Annotated in this window: 12 protein-coding genes and 4 pseudogenes; 10 read left to right on the top strand and 6 right to left on the bottom strand. The window is 72.3% G+C overall.

What is annotated here, in order from left to right:
- Nucleotides 1-18: 18 nt before the first annotated feature.
- From AB0M83_RS09955 to AB0M83_RS09940, 4 pseudogenes are all read left to right on the top strand, one after another.
- Nucleotides 19-940: pseudogene (locus tag AB0M83_RS09955) on the top strand (hypothetical protein).
- Between the two features lie 286 nt (nt 941-1,226).
- Nucleotides 1,227-2,040 (top strand): annotated as a pseudogene (locus AB0M83_RS09950) (toxic anion resistance protein).
- Nucleotides 2,037-3,649 (top strand): annotated as a pseudogene (locus tag AB0M83_RS09945) (VWA domain-containing protein). The pseudogenes AB0M83_RS09950 and AB0M83_RS09945 overlap by 4 nt, the downstream one beginning before the upstream one ends.
- Nucleotides 3,649-4,211 (top strand): annotated as a pseudogene (locus AB0M83_RS09940) (hypothetical protein). The pseudogenes AB0M83_RS09945 and AB0M83_RS09940 overlap by 1 nt, the downstream one beginning before the upstream one ends.
- 60 nt (nt 4,212-4,271) lie before the next feature.
- Here the strand turns inward: AB0M83_RS09940 and AB0M83_RS09935 are convergent.
- The 3 genes from AB0M83_RS09935 to AB0M83_RS09925 form a co-directional block, all read right to left on the bottom strand.
- The gene (locus tag AB0M83_RS09935) at nt 4,272-5,084 is read right to left on the bottom strand and encodes an LmeA family phospholipid-binding protein (RefSeq protein ID WP_364515141.1); all 813 of its coding nucleotides are present in this window, start codon (nt 5,082-5,084) and stop codon (nt 4,272-4,274) included.
- 183 nt (nt 5,085-5,267) lie between these two features.
- The gene (locus AB0M83_RS09930; RefSeq protein ID WP_364515138.1) at nt 5,268-5,522 is read right to left on the bottom strand and encodes a hypothetical protein; all 255 of its coding nucleotides are present in this window, start codon (nt 5,520-5,522) and stop codon (nt 5,268-5,270) included.
- Nucleotides 5,523-5,891: 369 nt separating this feature from the next.
- The gene (locus AB0M83_RS09925; RefSeq protein ID WP_364515136.1) at nt 5,892-6,794 is read right to left on the bottom strand and encodes an ornithine cyclodeaminase family protein; all 903 of its coding nucleotides are present in this window, start codon (nt 6,792-6,794) and stop codon (nt 5,892-5,894) included.
- Between the two features lie 43 nt (nt 6,795-6,837).
- Between AB0M83_RS09925 and AB0M83_RS09920 the strand changes: the two genes are divergently transcribed.
- The 3 genes from AB0M83_RS09920 to AB0M83_RS09910 are packed head-to-tail and all read left to right on the top strand — an operon-like array spanning nt 6,838 to nt 8,791.
- Complete coding sequence (locus tag AB0M83_RS09920; RefSeq protein ID WP_364515133.1) at nt 6,838-7,449, top strand: pentapeptide repeat-containing protein; 612 nt, start codon at nt 6,838-6,840, stop codon at nt 7,447-7,449.
- Nucleotides 7,450-7,478: 29 nt separating this feature from the next.
- Entirely contained in the window at nt 7,479-8,078 is a 600-nt protein-coding gene (locus AB0M83_RS09915) for a sulfite oxidase-like oxidoreductase (protein ID WP_364515131.1), read from the top strand.
- On the top strand, nt 8,048-8,791 hold the full coding sequence (locus AB0M83_RS09910; protein ID WP_364515128.1) for a ferredoxin reductase: 744 nt from the start codon (nt 8,048-8,050) through the stop codon (nt 8,789-8,791). The genes AB0M83_RS09915 and AB0M83_RS09910 overlap by 31 nt, the downstream gene beginning before the upstream one ends.
- Nucleotides 8,792-8,934: 143 nt before the next feature.
- Here AB0M83_RS09910 and AB0M83_RS09905 read toward each other — a convergent pair whose 3' ends face one another.
- Complete coding sequence (locus tag AB0M83_RS09905; protein ID WP_364515125.1) at nt 8,935-11,550, bottom strand: LuxR C-terminal-related transcriptional regulator; 2,616 nt, start codon at nt 11,548-11,550, stop codon at nt 8,935-8,937.
- Entirely contained in the window at nt 11,547-12,668 is a 1,122-nt protein-coding gene (locus AB0M83_RS09900) for a molecular chaperone DnaK (RefSeq protein WP_364515122.1), read from the bottom strand. Before AB0M83_RS09900 ends, AB0M83_RS09905 begins: the two co-directional genes overlap by 4 nt.
- Before the next feature lie 303 nt (nt 12,669-12,971).
- Here AB0M83_RS09900 and AB0M83_RS09895 point away from each other — a divergent pair, with 303 nt between their 5' ends.
- The 3 genes from AB0M83_RS09895 (at nt 12,972) to AB0M83_RS09885 (ending at nt 17,034) form a co-directional block, all read left to right on the top strand.
- The gene (locus AB0M83_RS09895) at nt 12,972-13,949 is read left to right on the top strand and encodes an IniB N-terminal domain-containing protein (protein WP_364515119.1); all 978 of its coding nucleotides are present in this window, start codon (nt 12,972-12,974) and stop codon (nt 13,947-13,949) included.
- Between the two features lie 101 nt (nt 13,950-14,050).
- Nucleotides 14,051-15,835, top strand: a complete 1,785-nt coding sequence (locus AB0M83_RS09890; protein ID WP_364515116.1) for an isoniazid inducible protein IniA — start codon at nt 14,051-14,053, stop codon at nt 15,833-15,835.
- A complete protein-coding gene (locus AB0M83_RS09885) occupies nt 15,832-17,034 on the top strand; it encodes a GTPase (protein ID WP_364515113.1) in 1,203 nt (400 codons plus the stop codon). The genes AB0M83_RS09890 and AB0M83_RS09885 overlap by 4 nt, the downstream gene beginning before the upstream one ends.
- Here the strand turns inward: AB0M83_RS09885 and AB0M83_RS09880 are convergent.
- Nucleotides 17,031-17,417, bottom strand: coding sequence for a RidA family protein (locus AB0M83_RS09880; protein ID WP_364515110.1), 387 nt, complete (start codon nt 17,415-17,417; stop codon nt 17,031-17,033). The two genes, AB0M83_RS09885 and AB0M83_RS09880, sit on opposite strands and share 4 nt — an antisense overlap.
- Nucleotides 17,418-17,462: the final 45 nt, after the last annotated feature.

The following is a 17,462-nucleotide window of genomic DNA, read 5'->3' as shown; positions in this document are numbered from 1 at the left end:
GGCTGAGCGGAGTGGCTCGTGAAACGCCGGGTGTCGGTCGGACTGGCCGTGGTGCTGCTGCTCGCGGTCGTGGGGTGATCGTCTGGGGCCGCGACTCCGGGCCGGGTCTTACGACCGTGCGCGGCGTGATCGGCTCCGAGAAGCAGGCGTTCTTCACTGACCAGCGCGTCGTCGGCGCCTTCGCGCGGCACCGCCTGGAGGTGGAGGTCGACACGGCCGGCTCGCGGCAGATCGCGACCACCGTCGACCTCGGGAAGTACGCGTTCGCGTTCCCGTCTTCCTCGCCCGCGGCGCAGAAGATCCAGCGCGACCGCAAGGTGACGACGGTGTACACGCCGTTCCAGTCGCCGATGGCGATCGCGTCCTTCGAGCCGGTCATCGCACTGCTGAAGGCGAACGGCGTGGTGCGCAAGGGCGCCGGCGACTACGACGTCCTCGACATCGCGAAGTACCTCGATCTGGCGAAGGCCGGCACGCGGTGGGACCAGCTGCCCGGCAACACCGCCTACCCGGCGCGCTGTTCCTCGATCAGGGGTACACGCAGAACAGCACCGAGGGGCCGTTCGAGGACTACCTTTCGGCGGGCATGGGGAAGACGCCGCTGGCCCTGATCTACGAGTCGCAGTTCGTCGACCGGGTGGTGCGCGGCGACGGCTCGATCCGGCCGGACATGCGCCTGGTCTACACCGCGCCGACGGTGTATTCGAAGCACACGCTCGTCCCGCTGTCGGGTGACGGCGACCAGGTGGGGCAGCTCCTCGCGACCGATCCCGAGCTCGGCAAGCTCGCCGCGACCTTCGGCTTCCGCACCACCGACCCGCGGCTGTTCGCCGACGTCGCCGCGCCGGCCCGCGTGCCGGCCGACCTCGTGGACGCCGTCGAGCCGCCGTCGTTCGAAACCCTCGAACGGCTGCTCGACGCCGTCGGCAAGCAGTACTGACATGGACGGGTTCACGCCGGTGACGGCGGTTTCCCCCGAGCGTGCCGCCGGGCTCATCACCCTCGGGGACGACACGCGCGGAAATCACCGCTCGTGCCGACGGTTTCGCCACGCGACTGGAAGCACTCGACGTCCGTTCGCCCGAGTTCACCGATCTCCTCGACGAGCTCTTGGCGGTCGGTGAAGCCGACATGCGCGCCGCGGCCGGCGTCGCCGGAGCGATGCTGGACCGCTCCCTGCGCGGCATGGCCTCCCGCAGGACGGCGTCACGACGAGCCTCGCCGGGCTGCGCCGGACCGTCGCGGAGCTGGACCCGGCCAAACTACCGCTGACCGGGCGGAAGCTGCTCGGGATGTTCCCGGTGGCGGGCGCTGCGAAGCGGGCTCTCGACCGGTACCACGCGGCGAACGAGCCGGTGAACGCCCTGGTCGTCGACCTGCGCACGCGCCAGGACCGGTTGCGGCGGGACAACTCCGCGATCAAGGGCGAGCGCGAGCGGCTGTGGAAGGTGCTGGGGAAGCTCGCCGAAGCGGCGGCGTTCGCCGAAGCCGTCGACGGTGCCATCGAGCGGCAGGCTTCCGTCTTCGACCTGGCCGACCCGCTGCGGGCGCGGGCGTTGCGCGGCGACATCCTGTACCCGATCCGGCAGCGGCACCAGGACCTGCTCACCCAGCTCGCGGTGAGCGCGCAGGGGTACCTCGCGCTGGACCTGGTGCGCCGTACCAACGACGAGCGAGCGGGCGGTGTCGACGACGGTGTCCGCACTGCGCGTCGCCCTGCTCGTGTCGGCTGCTCTCGCGGGTCAGCGGGACGTCCTGGACGAGGTGGCGGCACTGCGGTCGACGACCGACGGGCTGATCCGCGCCAACTCCGAGCTGCTGGAAACGCAGTCCGCGGAGATCCGCGGGGCGAGCGCCGACCCGGCCGTCGCGACCGAGACCATCCGCGCGTCGTTCGACCGGATCTACGCCTCGATCGACGCGATCGACGGCTTCCGCGCGGACGCCGTCCGCACCATGGCGACCACCGTCGAGTCGCTGTCCGGGGAGATCCGCCGCGCCGAAGGCCACCTGCGGCGTTCGCACGAGGGGGAGTCATGAGGAAGAGGCTGGGAGCGCTCGCTTTCTGTGCTTTGGTGCTGGCCGGGTGTTCCGAGCCGTCGTCCGCGCCGCTGGGCGAACCGGAGCCGGAAACTTTGCGGGTCCTCGCGGGCAGTGAGCTGGCGGACCTGCAGCCGGTGCTCGACGAAGCCGCCGAGCCGACGGGCGTCCGGGTCAAGTTCACCTTCACCGGGACCCTCGAAGGTGCCGAAGCGCTGGCGAACGGCAGTGTCGACGGGAAGTACGACGCCGTGTGGTTCTCCTCGAACCGTTATCCCGCCGGCATTCCCGAAGCGGCGAAGCGGCTCGGGAACCAGGTCAAGATCATGAGCTCGCCGGTGGTGCTGGGGCTGGCGTCTTCCGTCGTGCGGCGGCTCGGCTGGGCGGGGAAGCCGGTCAGCTGGGGCGAGATCGCGGCGCAGGCCGGGAAGAAGGCGTTCAGCTACGGGATGACCGACCCGTCGGCGTCGAACTCCGGGTTCTCGGCGCTGGTCGGGGTGGCTTCGGCCTTGGCCGGTGCGGGTAATGCGATCGACGCCCGGCAGATCGCTTCGGTGACGCCGCAGCTGACGCAGTTCTTCAGCGCTCAGGCGCTTTCGGCCGGATCGTCGGGCTGGTTGTCGGACGCGTACACGCGGCGCGCGACCGGCCAGGACCCGGGGCGGCAGGTCGACGGGCTGATCAACTACGAGTCCGTGCTGCTGTCGGCGAACGCGTCCGGGAAGCTGCCCGAGCCGCTGACGCTCGTCTACCCGAGCGACGGCGTCGTCACGGCCGACTACCCGCTCACGTTGCTGACGGATGCCGGAGCCGACGCGCGTTCGGCGCACCAGCGGCTTTCGGACCACCTGCGGACTCCCGGCGTCCAGCAGCGGATCATGGACACGACACAGCGGCGGCCGGTGGTCCCGGGTGTCGCGCCGGGGCCGCAGTTCGCGGCGCGCGACCTCGTCGAGCTGCCGTTCCCGGCGACGCAGCAGGCGGTGGACGCGCTGCTCCAGGCCTACTTCGACAAGATCCGGCGGCCGTCGCGGACGCTGTACGTGCTCGACACGTCGGGTTCGATGAAGGGCGCCGCATCGACTCGCTGCGGACCGCGCTGGTCGGGCTGACGGGTGCCGACACGTCGCTGGCCGGCCGGTTCCGGCGGTTCCGAAGCCGGGAAGAGGTCACGATGCTGCCGTTCAACACGAGTCCTTCGCGGGCTTCGACGTTCACGGTGCCGGAACAGAACCCCTCCACCGAACTGGCGCGCATGAAGGCGTTCGCCGAAGGTCTGTCGGCCGGGGGCGGGACGGCGATCTACGACAGCCTCTCGGAGGCCTACCGAGTGCTGGAGCCCCTGGCGGGACGCGATCCCGACCGGTTCGCGTCGATCGTCCTGATGACCGACGGCGAGAACGCGAACGGGTCGTCGCTGCCGGACTTCCGGGCCTCCTTCGGCTCGTTGCCGCCGGCGATGAAGCAGGTGCCGGTGTTCACGGTGCTGTTCGGCGAGGGGTCGAGCGACGAGCTGACGCAGGTCGCCACGATGACCGGGGGCAAGGTGTTCGACGCGCGGAAGGTGCGGCTGGCCGGCGTGTTCCAGGAGATCCGCGGGTACCAATGATGCTGTTGCGCTTCTTGGGGTCGACCAAGAACCTGCTCGGCTGCGTCGGTGGGCTTCTCGGTGTGGTGCTGTACCTGACCGGGGTGGTCGGGGGGTCTGGCCGTTCGTGGTGGCGGCGTTGTACCTGGCCGGGGTTTTGCTGGCGCCTTCCGAGAAGGTGCGGTTGGTACCGGATACTTCGGCCGAGCTGCGTTCTTCGTTGGAGACGCTGGTGCGACGGGTCTCTTCGCAGGCGTCGCGGATGCGAGCGTCTACTGTGGACAGCGTGGGCCGGATCGCGATCTTGCGGGATCTGCTTGCGCAGCCCGCGCGGCTCGCGGCCGATCCCGACCTGCGGCACGCCGTCGGACGCCTGGTGCGCACGGACCTGCCGCTGTCGCTGGAAACCTACCTGAACCTGCCGTGGTGGTTCGCGGCCCGGCGGGCCGGTGCGGGCTCGGAACTGGTGACACAGCTGGATTTGCTCGAGGCGGAGGCGCATCGGGTGGCCGAGCGGTTCTACTCGTCCGAGGTCGACCGGCAGGCCGATCACACGCTGTACCTGCGGGACCGGGACGGGTGAGCGCGCGGCTCCACCCCTGTGGGTGGTGACGTTCGAACGCGCGTTCGAGTAGCTTCGATCTCATGGACGCGAACCGAGTTTCGGCAAAGTCAGGGTCACCGCTGCGGTGGTCAACCAGCTCAACAGATCGGCGAGAGGAATGCGGGAAAGCCGTTCCGGCCACTCGTCGGCGACGGTGTGCAGCACGAGTTCGTCGTGCCGCGGTTCCACCTCGGTCAGCTTTATCCCTGGTGGAAGTTCCGGCAGGGGAAGCACGATGGGCTGGAAGCGCTTCGGGGGGCGGAGGGTGCGCTGTCCGATGTGGAGAGTCCGGGGCACGAGCACGACGGCGTCGTCCTCCACCCGGGCTTCGAGGGTCAGGTGGCCCCAGTGCGGCTTCTTGGCCCAATGAATCTGGAGCAGCCCGCTGTCCGCCGGGGCGGCCACGATCCCGGGCCGGACCTTCGCCACCCGTTCGCGCAGCACGTCCGCGGACACCGCGATCCGCAGCTCGACGCGGGCCGGCTTGGCGGCCGGCGTGGGCAGCGAGCGGAGGCGGACGTCTTCGGCGAGCACGGTGACCCGGCGCAGCGGGATGCTGCCGCCTTCGGGTTCGGGCCAGTCGACGTCCTCGGCGACGATCCGGACGTCGCCGACGCGGCCGGTGGCCAGGCGGAGGCTGTCGGCCGGGTAGTCGAGCTCGGTGAGGGTCAGGCCGACGTCGCGGCCGTCGACCTTGGCCGTCAGCCTGCGTCCGACGAGCTGCTCGGTGACGGTGCGCGCCAGGGCGGCCGGTGTGACCGGGACGTTCGGCAGCAGGGAACGACCGGCCGCGGCCAGCCCGGCCAGTTCGGGCCAGGGCGACCAGCCGTCGAACCACCTGCCGTCGCTCATCCGTCCAGTGTCGCCGAAAGCCGGGTGGCCCGCCGAGGGCAGGTCCCGCGAAGCGGCGATTCTCACGCGGCGGCGGTGCCGCCACGTTCGTGCCGGATCAGCACCGGGGTGGCGTGCCGCCTGCCGTCACCGGAGGGGGCGATGACGACAGGCGGCAGTTCGGAGGGCGGTGTCGCCCGCCGGTCACCGGCCCGCGAAGCGCGCGATCATGCCGGTGACGACCAGCCAGAACACCGCGGCCAAGCCGAAGTCGAGAATGACCTGCAGGCTGCCGTTGTCCACGTTGAACAGCCCCGGCCAGAACAACGCGAGAGGAACCGCCAGCGACTTGATGAAGATGAAGAAGGCGTTGCCGGCGTTGGCACCGGCGAGCACCATGATCATGTAAAGGACTTCGATCCCCGCGAAGATCGCGCCGATCGCCGTGATGACCCGCACGGCCGTGTTCCGTCTGGTGGTGGTTCGCCAAGGAGACATGTCCGGAAAATTCCCGGATTGGGTGACCGATCAAACGCTCCAACCCCAGATTGCGCCGTTCGGCGGCTCCGGTTGCTCTCCGCCGCCCGTCCCGCACCCTCCGTCGCACCCCGAGATGCCCATCCAGTCACGCATGATGCCCACTCAGTCACGCGCGATGCCCGCCCAATCACGCGAGTCACGCCCCCAATCACGCGAGTTCCGGCCTCAATCACGCGAGTTCGGTCCGTGATCACGCGGGTTCTGGGGGGACGCCAAGATCGTTCGTCGTCCTCGTGCCCGTCGGACGCGTGTCGTCATCCAAGCACGCGTGTCGTCCGTCCGCGTCCGTCATCGCGGTCCGGCGTCGCCCAGCAACCGCGCGATGGCCCAGTCCTGCACCGCGAGCCCGACGGACTTGAACACCGTCCGCCCACTCGTCGCCGGAGGCGTGCGCAACGCCTCGCCAAGCTCGACCAGAGAGGAGCGCTCAAGCACCCCACTGTCCACGGCATGGATCACTTCGCCGGCTTCCTCCAACGCGGCCTCGACCTGATCCACCACCACACAGGCCGCCGAACCGAGCAACTCGGCGGGAAGCTCTCGCATGGAAGGCAGATAAGACCCGATCGCATTGACGTGCACCCGCTCAGGCAGGTCGTCCACCTCGAAGAGAGGAGTCGAAGACGAAGTAGCACAGCAAACGATCTCCGCATCGGAGACGGCGTCGGCCGCCGAAGCGGCGACCCGCGTCACGATCTCCGGGAACTCGGCACGCAGACGGTCCGCGAAGCCGTGAGCACGCGACGGATCCCGTCCGAACACCGCCAGCCGGCTCACCGGCCGCACCGCCGCCATCGCCCGCACCTGGTCGGCGGCCTGCGCCCCGGTGCCCAGGAGCGCCAAGCGGTCGGCGGAGGGCGGCGCGAGCAGGTCCGTCGCGACGCCGGACGCCGCGCCCGTGCGCAGCGTCGTCACCTCGATCGCGTCGGCGACCACCTGGCCCGCGGCGGTGTTCCACACCAGTGTCCCGAGGATCATCGGTGTCCGGCCGGCGACCAGGCTGAGCGTCTTCACGACCGTCGTCGACGTCGGCGTGTGGCACGCGCTCATCACCAGCGTCGTGCCGCCGCCGAAGGACAACCGTTGCGGCACCACGAAACGGCCGGCGGCGAGGTCGAGGAAAGCCTCTCGCACCGCGTCGACGGCGGCGGTCATCGGCACGGCCGCCCGGACGGCGTGAGCATCGAGCATGCGCGGACCCTTCGGCGTCGGGAACTGCCGCTAGCCTGACCGGGTGTCCGATGCCACGCAAGATCCGCCCGTCGAGGAACAGCGGTTCGTCCGCGACGACTGGTACGGGGAGGAAATCACCGGACGGCACTACGTGCGGTGCGAGTTCCACGAAGTCGACTTCTCCGAGGCCCAGACGCGGAACTCGGTCTTCACCGACTGCGTGTTCGGCAACGTGCGCTTCAACGCGTCCCGGCACACGGACTCGGCGTTCACCGGCTGCGCCTTCAAGCGGTGCAACTTCTTCGACGCCGAGTTCACCGGGTGCAAGCTCGTCGGCGCGACGTTCAGCGAGTGCGACCTGCGTCCGCTGCGGGTCACCGGCGGCGACTGGTCGTTCGCCGGGCTGGCGGGCGCCGACCTGCGGTCGGTCGCCTTCCACGGGGTGCGTATGCGCGAGGCCGACCTCACCGGGGCCAACTGCGCCGACGCCGTGTTCGCCGACGTCGACCTTTCGGCGGCGAGTCTGCACGCCGTCAAGCTGCCACGCGCCGACCTGCGGGGCAGCGACCTGTCGGCGCTCGACCCGGTGAACGCCGAACTGGCCGGCGCGATCGTGTCACCCGAACAGGCTGCGGTGCTCGTCACGTCGCTCGGGCTGCGCGTCCGGGCGTAGGCTCGGGCCGACCGGGAAGGAGGGCCACGATGGGCGTCGTGACACCGGGGTTCCGCGGCCGGGACCGCAGCGGCAACCCGCGCCTGCCACCCGGGCAGTATCTGGCCGAGGACTTCCCCGTGTTGTCGGCCGGCCCGACTCCGCGCGTGCGCACGGAGACGTGGGAGTTCACGGTCACCACCGAGACCGGCGAGAAACACGCCTGGAGCTGGGCCGAGCTGATGGCGCTGCCCAGCGAGAAGCCCACAGTGGACATCCACTGCGTCACCCAGTGGTCCAAACTGGACACCCGCTGGCGCGGCGTCTCGGTGGACACCCTGATCGGCGGGCTCGACACGGCCGCCGACTACGCCATGGTCCACGCCTACGGCGGCTACACCACGAACCTGCCGCTCGCCGACCTGCTCGACGGCCAGGCCTGGATCGCCTACGAGTACGGCGGCAAGCCGCTCACCCCCGAACACGGCGGCCCGGCGCGGCTGCTGGTGCCGCACCTGTACTTCTGGAAGTCCGCGAAGTGGGTGCGCGGGCTCGAGCTGAAGACCCGGGACGAGCCCGGTTTCTGGGAGAACGTCGGCTACCACGACTACGGGGATCCATGGCGCGAACAGCGGTATCAGGGCGACTAGCCTGGCGGGTCGCCCGCCTGGCCGACTTCCGCGACGAGACGCCGACAGCGCGCACGCTCGTCTTCGACCTGCCCGGCTGGCCGGGTCACCTGGCGGGGCAGCACGTCGACGTCCGCCTCACGGCGGCCGACGGCTACCGCGCGCAGCGCAGCTATTCGCTCGCCGCGCCCGCCGACGGCGACCGGGTGGAGCTGACGGTCCAGCGCGTCGCCGACGGCGAGGTGTCCGAGCACCTCGCCGGCCCGTACGCGATCGGCGACCCGGTCGAGATCCGCGGCCCGGTCGGCGGCTGGTTCGTCTGGCGTCCGGCGGACCCGGCCCCGGTCCTGCTGATCGCGGGCGGCTCGGGCATCGTCCCGTTGATGGCGATGATCCGCGCCCGCCGGGCAGCGGGCGTCCGCACGCCCTTCAAGCTGATCTATTCGTTGCGCACCCCGGCGGAGCTGTACTACGCCGACGAACTGCGCACGCCGGTACCAGGCCTGGACATCACGTACGTGTACACGCGCGAGCTGCCGGAAGGCCGCCCGGGAATCCCCCGGCGCATCGACGTGCCCACGCTCAACACGGCGGGCTGGCCGGCCGAGTTCGGCGCAGCGTGCTTCATTTGCGGCCCCACCGGCTTCGTCGAGACGGCGGCGGACATCCTGGTCGCCCTGGGCCACGACCCGCACCGCATCCGCACGGAGAGGTTCGGCCCCAGCCGCGACTGACCGAGGCCATCCACAGCCCGGCACCAATGTGGACAACTCGGCCCGAGCCACGCTCATCCGCAGGTTTCGTCGCCCACCCCCGATACACTGGAGACGGGGCCGGACCCCCGGAGAGGGCGGGGGCTGCTCTAGGGGGCTGCCGCTCAGGGGGCGTCCGGGCGGGAAAGCAGCTCCCTCAACGTCGCGAGCAGCTCCCTGCGGTCCGCCGCTCCCAGCTTTCCCCTGATCCGGGCCATGTGGTGCTCCACCGTCTTCCCGGAAATGAACAGCTTCGAACCCGCCTGCTTGTACGTCAGCCCCTCGACGATCAGCCGGGCCACCTCGAGCTCTCGCTCACTCAAGGCCGCCAAGCCCGTTCCGGCCGCCGCCGGCTCCGAGGTTCCCGGCTCGCGGCGGGCCGCCGTTCCCTGGAACTGGCGGGCCGCCTCCAGCAGCTGGACCATCGCCTTGCGGTCGGACGTGCGGATCGCCGCCTGGCCGGCCAGGCGGGCCGCGTCCCAGCGCAGGCCCAGGTCGTGCATCTCGGCCGCCGCCGCCGCGATCGTGTCCGGGTCGAACGTTCCGCTCAGGACCGACAGCCAGCAGCGGGCCGCCGTGGCGAGCGCGCTCGGGTGACGGCCGCAGTGGGCGTGCGTCGCCAACGTCGCCAGGTGCGCCTTCGCCGCGTCCGCGTCCTCCAGGGTGATCGCCGCGTGGAGCTCGTGCCACACCAGCGATACCGTCCACAGTGGAGGTTCGCCGAGACGCGCCAGCAGTGCGTGGGCTCGTTCCAGCTGACCCGAAATCTTCGCGAACGCACCCGTGCGGGCGGCCGCGATCGCCAGCTCGCCCAGCGGCAACAGGGTGAACAGGTCCGTCTGCTGCCGCATCGACGCCTGGTACGCGCGGTGCCACGACCGCTGCAACCCCACCAGATCGCTGGCCCGGCGCGCCAAGCCGAGCTCCAGGGTCGCGAAGAACAGCTCGTCGCGGGCCTCCAGCGTGCGGCCGGCGACGGCGTCGCGGTGTTCGGCGGCCGTCGCGAGGTCGCCCGCCGTCATCGCGACCCAGCCCAGCAGCAGGCGGTGCCGCGCCGACAGCAGGTCGCCGCCGATTCCGCCGTCCAGCGCCCGGGTCAGGACCGGCTCCGCCAGCGCCAGCTCTCCCGTGTGGAGCGCGGCGAGCGCTGCCAGCGCCGCCGGGCTGTCCGGCAGCAGCGTGCCGCCCAGCGCCGGCTCGAGCATCGCCGCCGCGCCGAGCAGGGTCGACAACGTCTCCGTCGCGCAGCCGGACACCGAATCGGCGATGCCGCGGGCCATCCGGGTGGCCGCGCCGGCGAACAACGTCGGGGCGACGCCGGGCGCCGGGGCGTCGAGGAGCCGCCGGGCGCCGTCGACGTCGCCGGTGCCGACCAGCGCGATCGCGGCGAACGCGTCGGCGCCCGCCCAGGTGCCCGCGCCGAGGAGCCTGGTGCCGGTGGGGAATCCGGTGCTGCCCGGGAGCCCGGCGCCCGCGGAAAGCCCCGACCCCGAGTGGTGCCCGGCGCTGCCGGAAAGTCCGGCGCCCGCGGGGTCCGCGGCGCTGCCAGGGTGCCCCGCACCGCCAGAGTGCCCGGCGCCGCCAGGGTGCCCGGCGCCAGGGAGCCCGGCCCCACCGGGGAGGCCGAAAGTCTCCGCGCTGCGCGAAGCCCAGTGGTACAGCTCCGCACTACGCGCCAGCTCGCCCCGATGCGCCAGCACCGTGGCCGCGATCGCCGCCCCGGCCGCGCGGGTTTCGGGGTCGGCCGCGCCGAGCATTCCGTCGCCGAGGCGCAGCGCCGTGTCGAGGTCGCCCGACAACGCCGTCGCGCGGGCCCAGCCCGCCGTGACCGCCGGGGAACGGTCGCCCGCTTCGGCCGCGGCCTCGAACAGCCGGGTCGCCAGCCGTGCGTCGGCCGGGAGGGCTTCCGCTGCCGCCGCGGCGAACGCCGCCGCTGCGGACGCGCCGGAGCTGCCCGTGCCCAGCAGCGAGCGCGCCAGGTCGAGCACCGGGAGGCCGTTCGCCAGCTGCAGCTCGACGAGCCGCTGTACCGTCGTCAGCCGGCGCGCGGGCGGCCCGAAATCCCGGACCGCGGCCGCGGCCAGCGGCAGCAGCGCGTCGTCCGGGCCGAGGAGCCCGGTCGCGCGGGCGGCGTCGACGATCGCCGGCAGCTGGTCGGGGGTGCGGTCGAGCAACGCGCACAGCAGGTCGAGGTTGCGCCCCGCCCCGGCTTCGGCCGCGATCAGGTAGCGCAGGACGTCGTCGTCGAGCTCATCCAGCTCCGGCCGGAAGTCCTCCATCCGCCCGAGCAGCTCCCGCTCGGCCAGCCGTGGCACCCCGCCGCTGCGCGCGTGCAGCTCGGCCGCCGCCGCGGGCTCGGCGGGCGATCCCGTCACCGCCGAAACCAGCCGGGCGATGTCCTCGACACCCAGGGGGCCGAGCTGCAGCAGCGTCCAGCTCGACGACACCGCGGCCGGCCGGTGCGCGACGACGATCGGCCCGTCCGCGCCGGTCAGCAGCTCCTCGAGCTGGTCGGCACCGAGCCGGTCGGCGTCGTCGACCAGCAGGGCCTCGACGCCGGCCGCGCGGTAGCAGCGGTCGAGCGCGGCGAGCAGCACGCTCTTGCCGTACCCGCCGGGCGCGACGACGGCCAGCCGCAGCGGCGCGGCCGGGTCGGCCGTGACCTGGTCCAGCAGCTGCCGTGCCGCCGGGTGCACCGGGACGGTGCGAGACGGGGAAGCCTGCGAAAGCAGAGTGTTCAACAGTGACCTTCACCGGAAGGGGCGCAGTGGCTCGGGGCGGGGGAGGAGGAGTCGGGGCCGGCGGTGGCTTCGCGGGCGGTGACGGTGATGACGACGGCCGAGAGGGCCGCGGCGAGCACGAGGACCGCGGCGGCGAGGGGGCGGCGCCGCCGGAACAGGTTCATCGGGCTGCTCTTTTCGGGCAGCTCGAACGGCGTGATGTCGACGGGCGGCCGGGGCGGGCGCTCGCCGAGGTCACCGAGCGTGTCCACCTGGGGGAGCAGGGTGGTCTCGACGGTGGGGGGTTCGTGCGGGGCACCCCGGTGGTCCACGCGCAGCGCCGCGACGGCGGCCGCGCCGAGGGCGGTGGTCGCCGGCGGAACCGGTCCCGCGAACACCGGGCACGGCGGCCGGGCCGGCAGCGCGTGCGGCGGGACGTCGCCGCAGAACACCACGCCGGCGAGTCCCTTGGGGGACGTCGACGCCGCGCTCGCGAGGGCGAAGAGCGTGCTGAGTGCCGCGGCCGGGGCCACGCCTTCGGCGCTCGCGGCCGGCTGCCAGCCGCTCGCGCCGGTCGCCGTGGCCAGCGTGACGTTCACGCCGTCGGCGCCGAACTCGCAGACCCCGGCCGCGGTGGCGCCGGGGCCGGGGACGGGCAGGTGCGCGCCGAGTGCGGCGATCGAGCCGGGAACCAGCGTGACCGCGGTGAACCCGGCGTCGGCCAGGGCGCGGCGCAGCACGTCACGGCGGTAGCCGCCCCAGTCGCCGGGGTGGGTCAGCACCAGGTGCTGCGGGGCGCCGCCGAACTGGTTCGCGGCGTGCTCGGCGATGCTTTCGACGAGCACGGTGGTCAGCGTCTCGGGCGGGAACGCCTCGCCTTCGACGAGCATCGGGACGTCGTCGCCGATCCGCCGGTGGAAGCCGGTGAGCAGCCGGGACGGGACCCGGGCGCCCGCCTGCGCGGCCGCGTCGCCGGTGAGCAGGTACCCCTCGTCGTCCAGGAACAGCGCGGACGCGGCGGCCGGGGTCCGGTCACCCAGCCAGAGCGGTTCGGGTTCGCCCCAGCCGGGGCCGAGACGGCGGCAGGTCGCGGCGTGGGTCCGCCCTTGTGCCACGTCGATCCCGAGGACGTAGGGCAACGGCGCTTCCTCCTCACCTCGCGGGGGCCGATCGGGGGCACCGAATCCCCCTAGGGCTCGGGGCATCCTCACCCAGACGGGTTAGTCAATCAAGGGTCTGGAGGGATTTAACCCAACTGAGCGCGTCTCGGATGAGCCCCTAACTCCCTAACGATGACATATCGATCCCCTATCGGCTGACTGACCCGCAACTCGGAGTGATCCCCGATGTGCGTGGGGGGACCGGCTCCCTAGCTTGATGACGGAGCAGCGGTCCTTGCGGCCGATGCCGTCCCCCGAATCACCGGATCAGGAGAAAACCCCATGGACTCCGTGCAGACGTTGCACGATTTCGCGCTGAACCTGCTCAACGACCCGACCGCCCTCGCGGCGTTCGGGACGGACCCGCAGGGCGCCCTCGCTGCCGCCGGTCTCGGCGACGTCAGCGCCGCCGACGTGCACGAGGTCATCCCGCTGGTGCTCGACTTCGTCCCGGTCGACAGCCTCCCGGCCGTCGGCGCCCTGCCCGTCGTCGGCGACCTGACCTCGGTCGGCACCGACGCCTCCGGCATCCAGGGTGCGATCGACCAGCTCACCGCCCTCACCGCGGGCCTCGGCCTGCCGGCCGTCCCGGAGCTCCCGGGTGTCGGCGACCTCGGCGGCGTGCTGCCGGGCGTGGGCGACCTCGGCCTGCCGGCGGTGGGCGGCCTCGGCCACCCGCTCTCCAGCGTGACCGACATCACCAACAACGCCGCCAGCGTCACCACGATCGCGAGCGACGTCACCAACTCGTTCGGCCTCGGCGGCGACCTCGCGCAGAGCATCGACGCGGGCTCGGTCGGCGGTCTCGGCAACGCCGTCACCGGCGCGGTCACGGGTGCGGTCGACGGCCACAACGTGGTCGGCGAGGTCGGCCACACGGTCACCAACGCGGTCTCCACCGTCGGCACCGGCGACTTCGCCGGTGCGGTCACCGGCACCGCCGCCGGCGACGTCACCAGCCACGTCGGTGACCTCGGCAGCACGCTGAAGCACGTCGGCGACCTCGACGTCAAGCACGTCGGCGGCGACCTGACCAGCGCTGTCCAGAACACCGTCGGCGACATCACCCACAACACCGTCACCACGGTGACGGGCGCGGTCGGCGTCGACCACAACGCGGTCGGCGACATCGCCAGCAACAACGGTGTCGACGCTGTGCACGACGTCGTTTCGGGCGTCACCGACAACCTCAGCCACAACGCGCTGGGCAACATCCACGTCGGCGACCTCGGTCACAACGACATCCACCTCGGGCACTGATCCCCGAACCGGTTACCGGTGCCCGTCCCGCGGTCTGGGTGCAGCCGCGGGACGGGCACCCGGTGTGCGCACGGGGAGTAAACCGGGGACACTCGTCCGCTGTGACCGCACCGGCTTGGCTCGAAGTGCTCAACGAGACGTTGGACGCGTGCCGCACGCACGGCCGCGCCGACCTCGCCGAGCGCCTCCGCAGACGTCGTGACGCCCCCGAGGGGCAGATCCGGCTCGGCGTGCTCGGATTCCCCAAACAGGGCAAAGGATACCTGCTCAACGCGGTGCTGAACGCGCCCGTGTGCGCGGTCGGCGACGCCCCGACCCCCGAAGTCCCCACCGAAATCGGCTACGCCCCCGAGCCCGCCGCCACCCTGGTCGGCCGCTCCCTCGAACGGACTCCCGTCGCGGTCGACCGGCTCACCGGTGAGCTCGGCGCCCGGCCCGCCGGCACGCTCAGCCGCGTCGAGGTAGGCGTGCCGCGCGAACTCCTCTCCGCCGGGCTCGTCCTCGTGGACACCCCGCCGGTCGGCGACCCGCGGTCGCCGCGCACCGCCGCCGCGCTCGACCTGCTCGCCGACGCCGACGCCGTGATCCTCGTCTCCGACGCGACCGCGCCGCTCAGCGCCGCCGAGCTCGCGCTGGCCCGGCACGTCCGCACCTGGTGCCCGCACGTCGTGCTGGCGCTCACCAAGATCGACGCTTCCCCCGGGTGGCGCGCGGTGGCCGAACGCGACCGCGGGATGCTCGCCGAAGCGGGGATCGACGCGCCCGTGCTGCCGGTTTCGGCCGTCGTGCGCCAAGCCGCCGCGAAGACCGGGGACGCCGAGCTGAACACGCGGTCGGGCTTTCCCGAACTGCTCACGTGGATCGCCGAGCAGGCCGCGCGGCCGCCGGAGCAGTCGCGCGCCCTGCTCGCCGCCGTCGGCGTGCGTGCCGCGGCGGCGGAGCTCGTGGAGTCGCTGCGCGACCGCGTCGATACCGCCGCCCAAGACGCCGGGCTCGGGCAGGCCGCGTTGCTGCAGCGCGCGCAACGCCGTGCCGACGACCTGCGGCGGCAGAACACCCGGTGGCAGAACCTGCTTTCCGACGAGATCACCGACCTGCTCGGTGACGTCGAGTACGACCTGCGCGAGCGGACGCGCAAGATCGTCACCACCATCGACCAGACCTTCGACGAGGGCGACCCGGCCAAGGTGTGGGACGAGTTCGCGTCGTGGCTGGACGAGACCCTGGCCGATGCCGTCGAAACGAACTACGCGTGGCTGGCCGAGCGGGCGCAGTGGACCGCGCAGGCGGTCGCGGCGTGCTTCGGCGCCCAGTACGACCGCGCGCTGCCCGAACTGCCGCTCGACGGTTCCGGCATCGACCGCCTCGACGACGTCCGGCGCCCGAAGATCGAGAAGTTCAAGATCGGCCAGCAGGCCTTCACCGGCCTGCGCGGCTCGTACGGCGGGGTGCTGATGTTCGGCCTGGTCACCAGCCTGCCGTGGCTGGGCCTGCCGCTGATCAACCCCGTGTCGCTCAGCGCCGGCGCGGCGTTCGCGGTGAAGACGATCCGCGACGAGGGCGGGATGCGGCTGCAGCGGCGGCAGGCCGTCGCCAAGCAGGCCGCGCAACGCCACGTCGACGACGTCTTCCTGCGCTACAGCAAGGAGTTCCGCGACGGGATCCGCATCGTCCAGCGGCGGCTGCGCGACCACTTCACCGGACTGGCCGAGGACCTGGCGGACGAGCTGACGCGCGAGCGCGAGATGATCGTGGCCGGCACCGCCGAGCGCGAGCGCAAGACCGGGCACATCCGCCGGGAGATCGACCGCCTGGCCGGGCTGCACCAGCGCGCGGGCGAGCTCGGCACGATCGCCGGGCGGAAGCCGAGGGAGCTTTCGGCGTGACGCAGGATGTCCGCGACCTGCTGCACGCCGCGGCGGGCCTCTACCGCGACGACCCGCGTGCTTCGGCGGTCTTGCACGATTGCTTGAACCGGCTGGAGCAGCCGCTGCGCGTCGGGTTCACCGGGGCGCCGTCGTCGGGCAAGACGACGCTCGCCGCCGCGCTGGGCGAATGGCCGACGCGCGCACTGCGCGACCTCGTCCTGCTGGACGATCCCGGCCCGGCCGACGACCTCCCGGACGCGACGGTCCGGCTCGTGCGCCACCTCGAACCGGACGAGCTCTCGGCGGCTCATCCGCCGGGTGGCTCGGCGTTCGCGCGGCAGAGCGCGGTCAACTCGGTCCTGGTGCTGTCGCGGGCCGACGAGGTCGGCGCGGGCCGCATCGACGCGTTGCTGACCGCGAAGCAGCTCGCCCGCCGGGCTTGGCGCGAAGACCCGCTGTGCACGGGTTTCCTGGGCGTCATCGCCGTCGCCGGGCAGCTGGCCTACGGCGGCCGGTCCCTGCGCGACGACGAGTTCGACCTCCTGGCGGCCTTCGCCGCAGTGCCGCGCGAAGAGCTGGAACGGCACGTGCTTTCGGTGGATTCGTTCACGGATCCCGCGTTCCCCGGCCCGATCCCGGTCGAGACGCGGCGGTCGCTGGTCGTGCGGTTCGGGATGTTCGGCGTCCGCCTGGCGCTGACGCTGATCCGCACGGGCTGCGACGACCGCGTCAAGCTGTCGGCGGAGCTGCTCCGCCGCAGCGGTCTCGGCGAGCTGCGGGACACCCTCGCCGGGTGCATCGTGGCGCGGGCCGAGGCGTTGAAGGCCCGCACGGCGATCATCCGGCTGGAGGCGCTGCTGGCGGCGCAGCCCCGCCCGGGCGGCGACCGGCTGGTGTCCCGGGTGGAGCGGTTCGCGGCGGCCGCGCACGACTTCCGCGAGCTGCGCCTGATCGCCGACATCCGCGGCGGCCGCACGGCGCTGTCCGGCGAGCCGGCGGGGGAGGCGGTCAGGTTGCTGGGGGCCCAGGGCACGTCCCCGGCCGACCGCCTGAACCTGGAACCGGACGCGGACCCGGGCGACATCTACGACGCGGGCCTGGACGCGCTGCGGCGCTGGCGGCACGAGGCGGAACGGCCGGACCGGCCCCACGCCGAACGCACCGCGGCCCACGTCGTGGTGCGCTCGACCGAGGGGCTGCTCTCGCTGTTCGCCTAGAGCACCGCGGTGACTTCGACCTCGACGAGGTGCTCGGGGACGTCGAGCGCGGCCACGCCGATGAGGCTGGCGGGCGGTTTCGCGGTGGTCCCCAGTTTCGTGCTGCCCCGGGCGATCCCGTCGAGGAGCGCGGGCATCTTGTCCGGCGTCCAGTCGACGACGTAGCAGGTCAGTTTCACGACGTCGTCGAACGAACCGCCGGCCGCGGCCAGGGCCGCGCCGACGTTGACGTAGCACTGCTCGACCTGCGCGGCGAGGTCGGGTTCGGTGTCCCAGGCGACCTGCCCGGCGACGAACACCAGCTTCGTCCCGGACGCGATCGACACCTGGTGGTAGACGTCGATCTCGGGCAGCTCGCGGGGATTCACCAGGGTGACAGCCACTTTTCCTCCGTGGTCTCTTGTGGTTACCCAGGAACCGTAGGAGAG

This window comes from Amycolatopsis sp. NPDC051106 (assembly GCF_040682775.1).
GTDB lineage: Bacteria > Actinomycetota > Actinomycetes > Mycobacteriales > Pseudonocardiaceae > Amycolatopsis.
The sequence above is the reverse complement of the archived record's forward strand: the minus strand, read 5'-3'. Positions and strand labels throughout refer to the sequence as shown.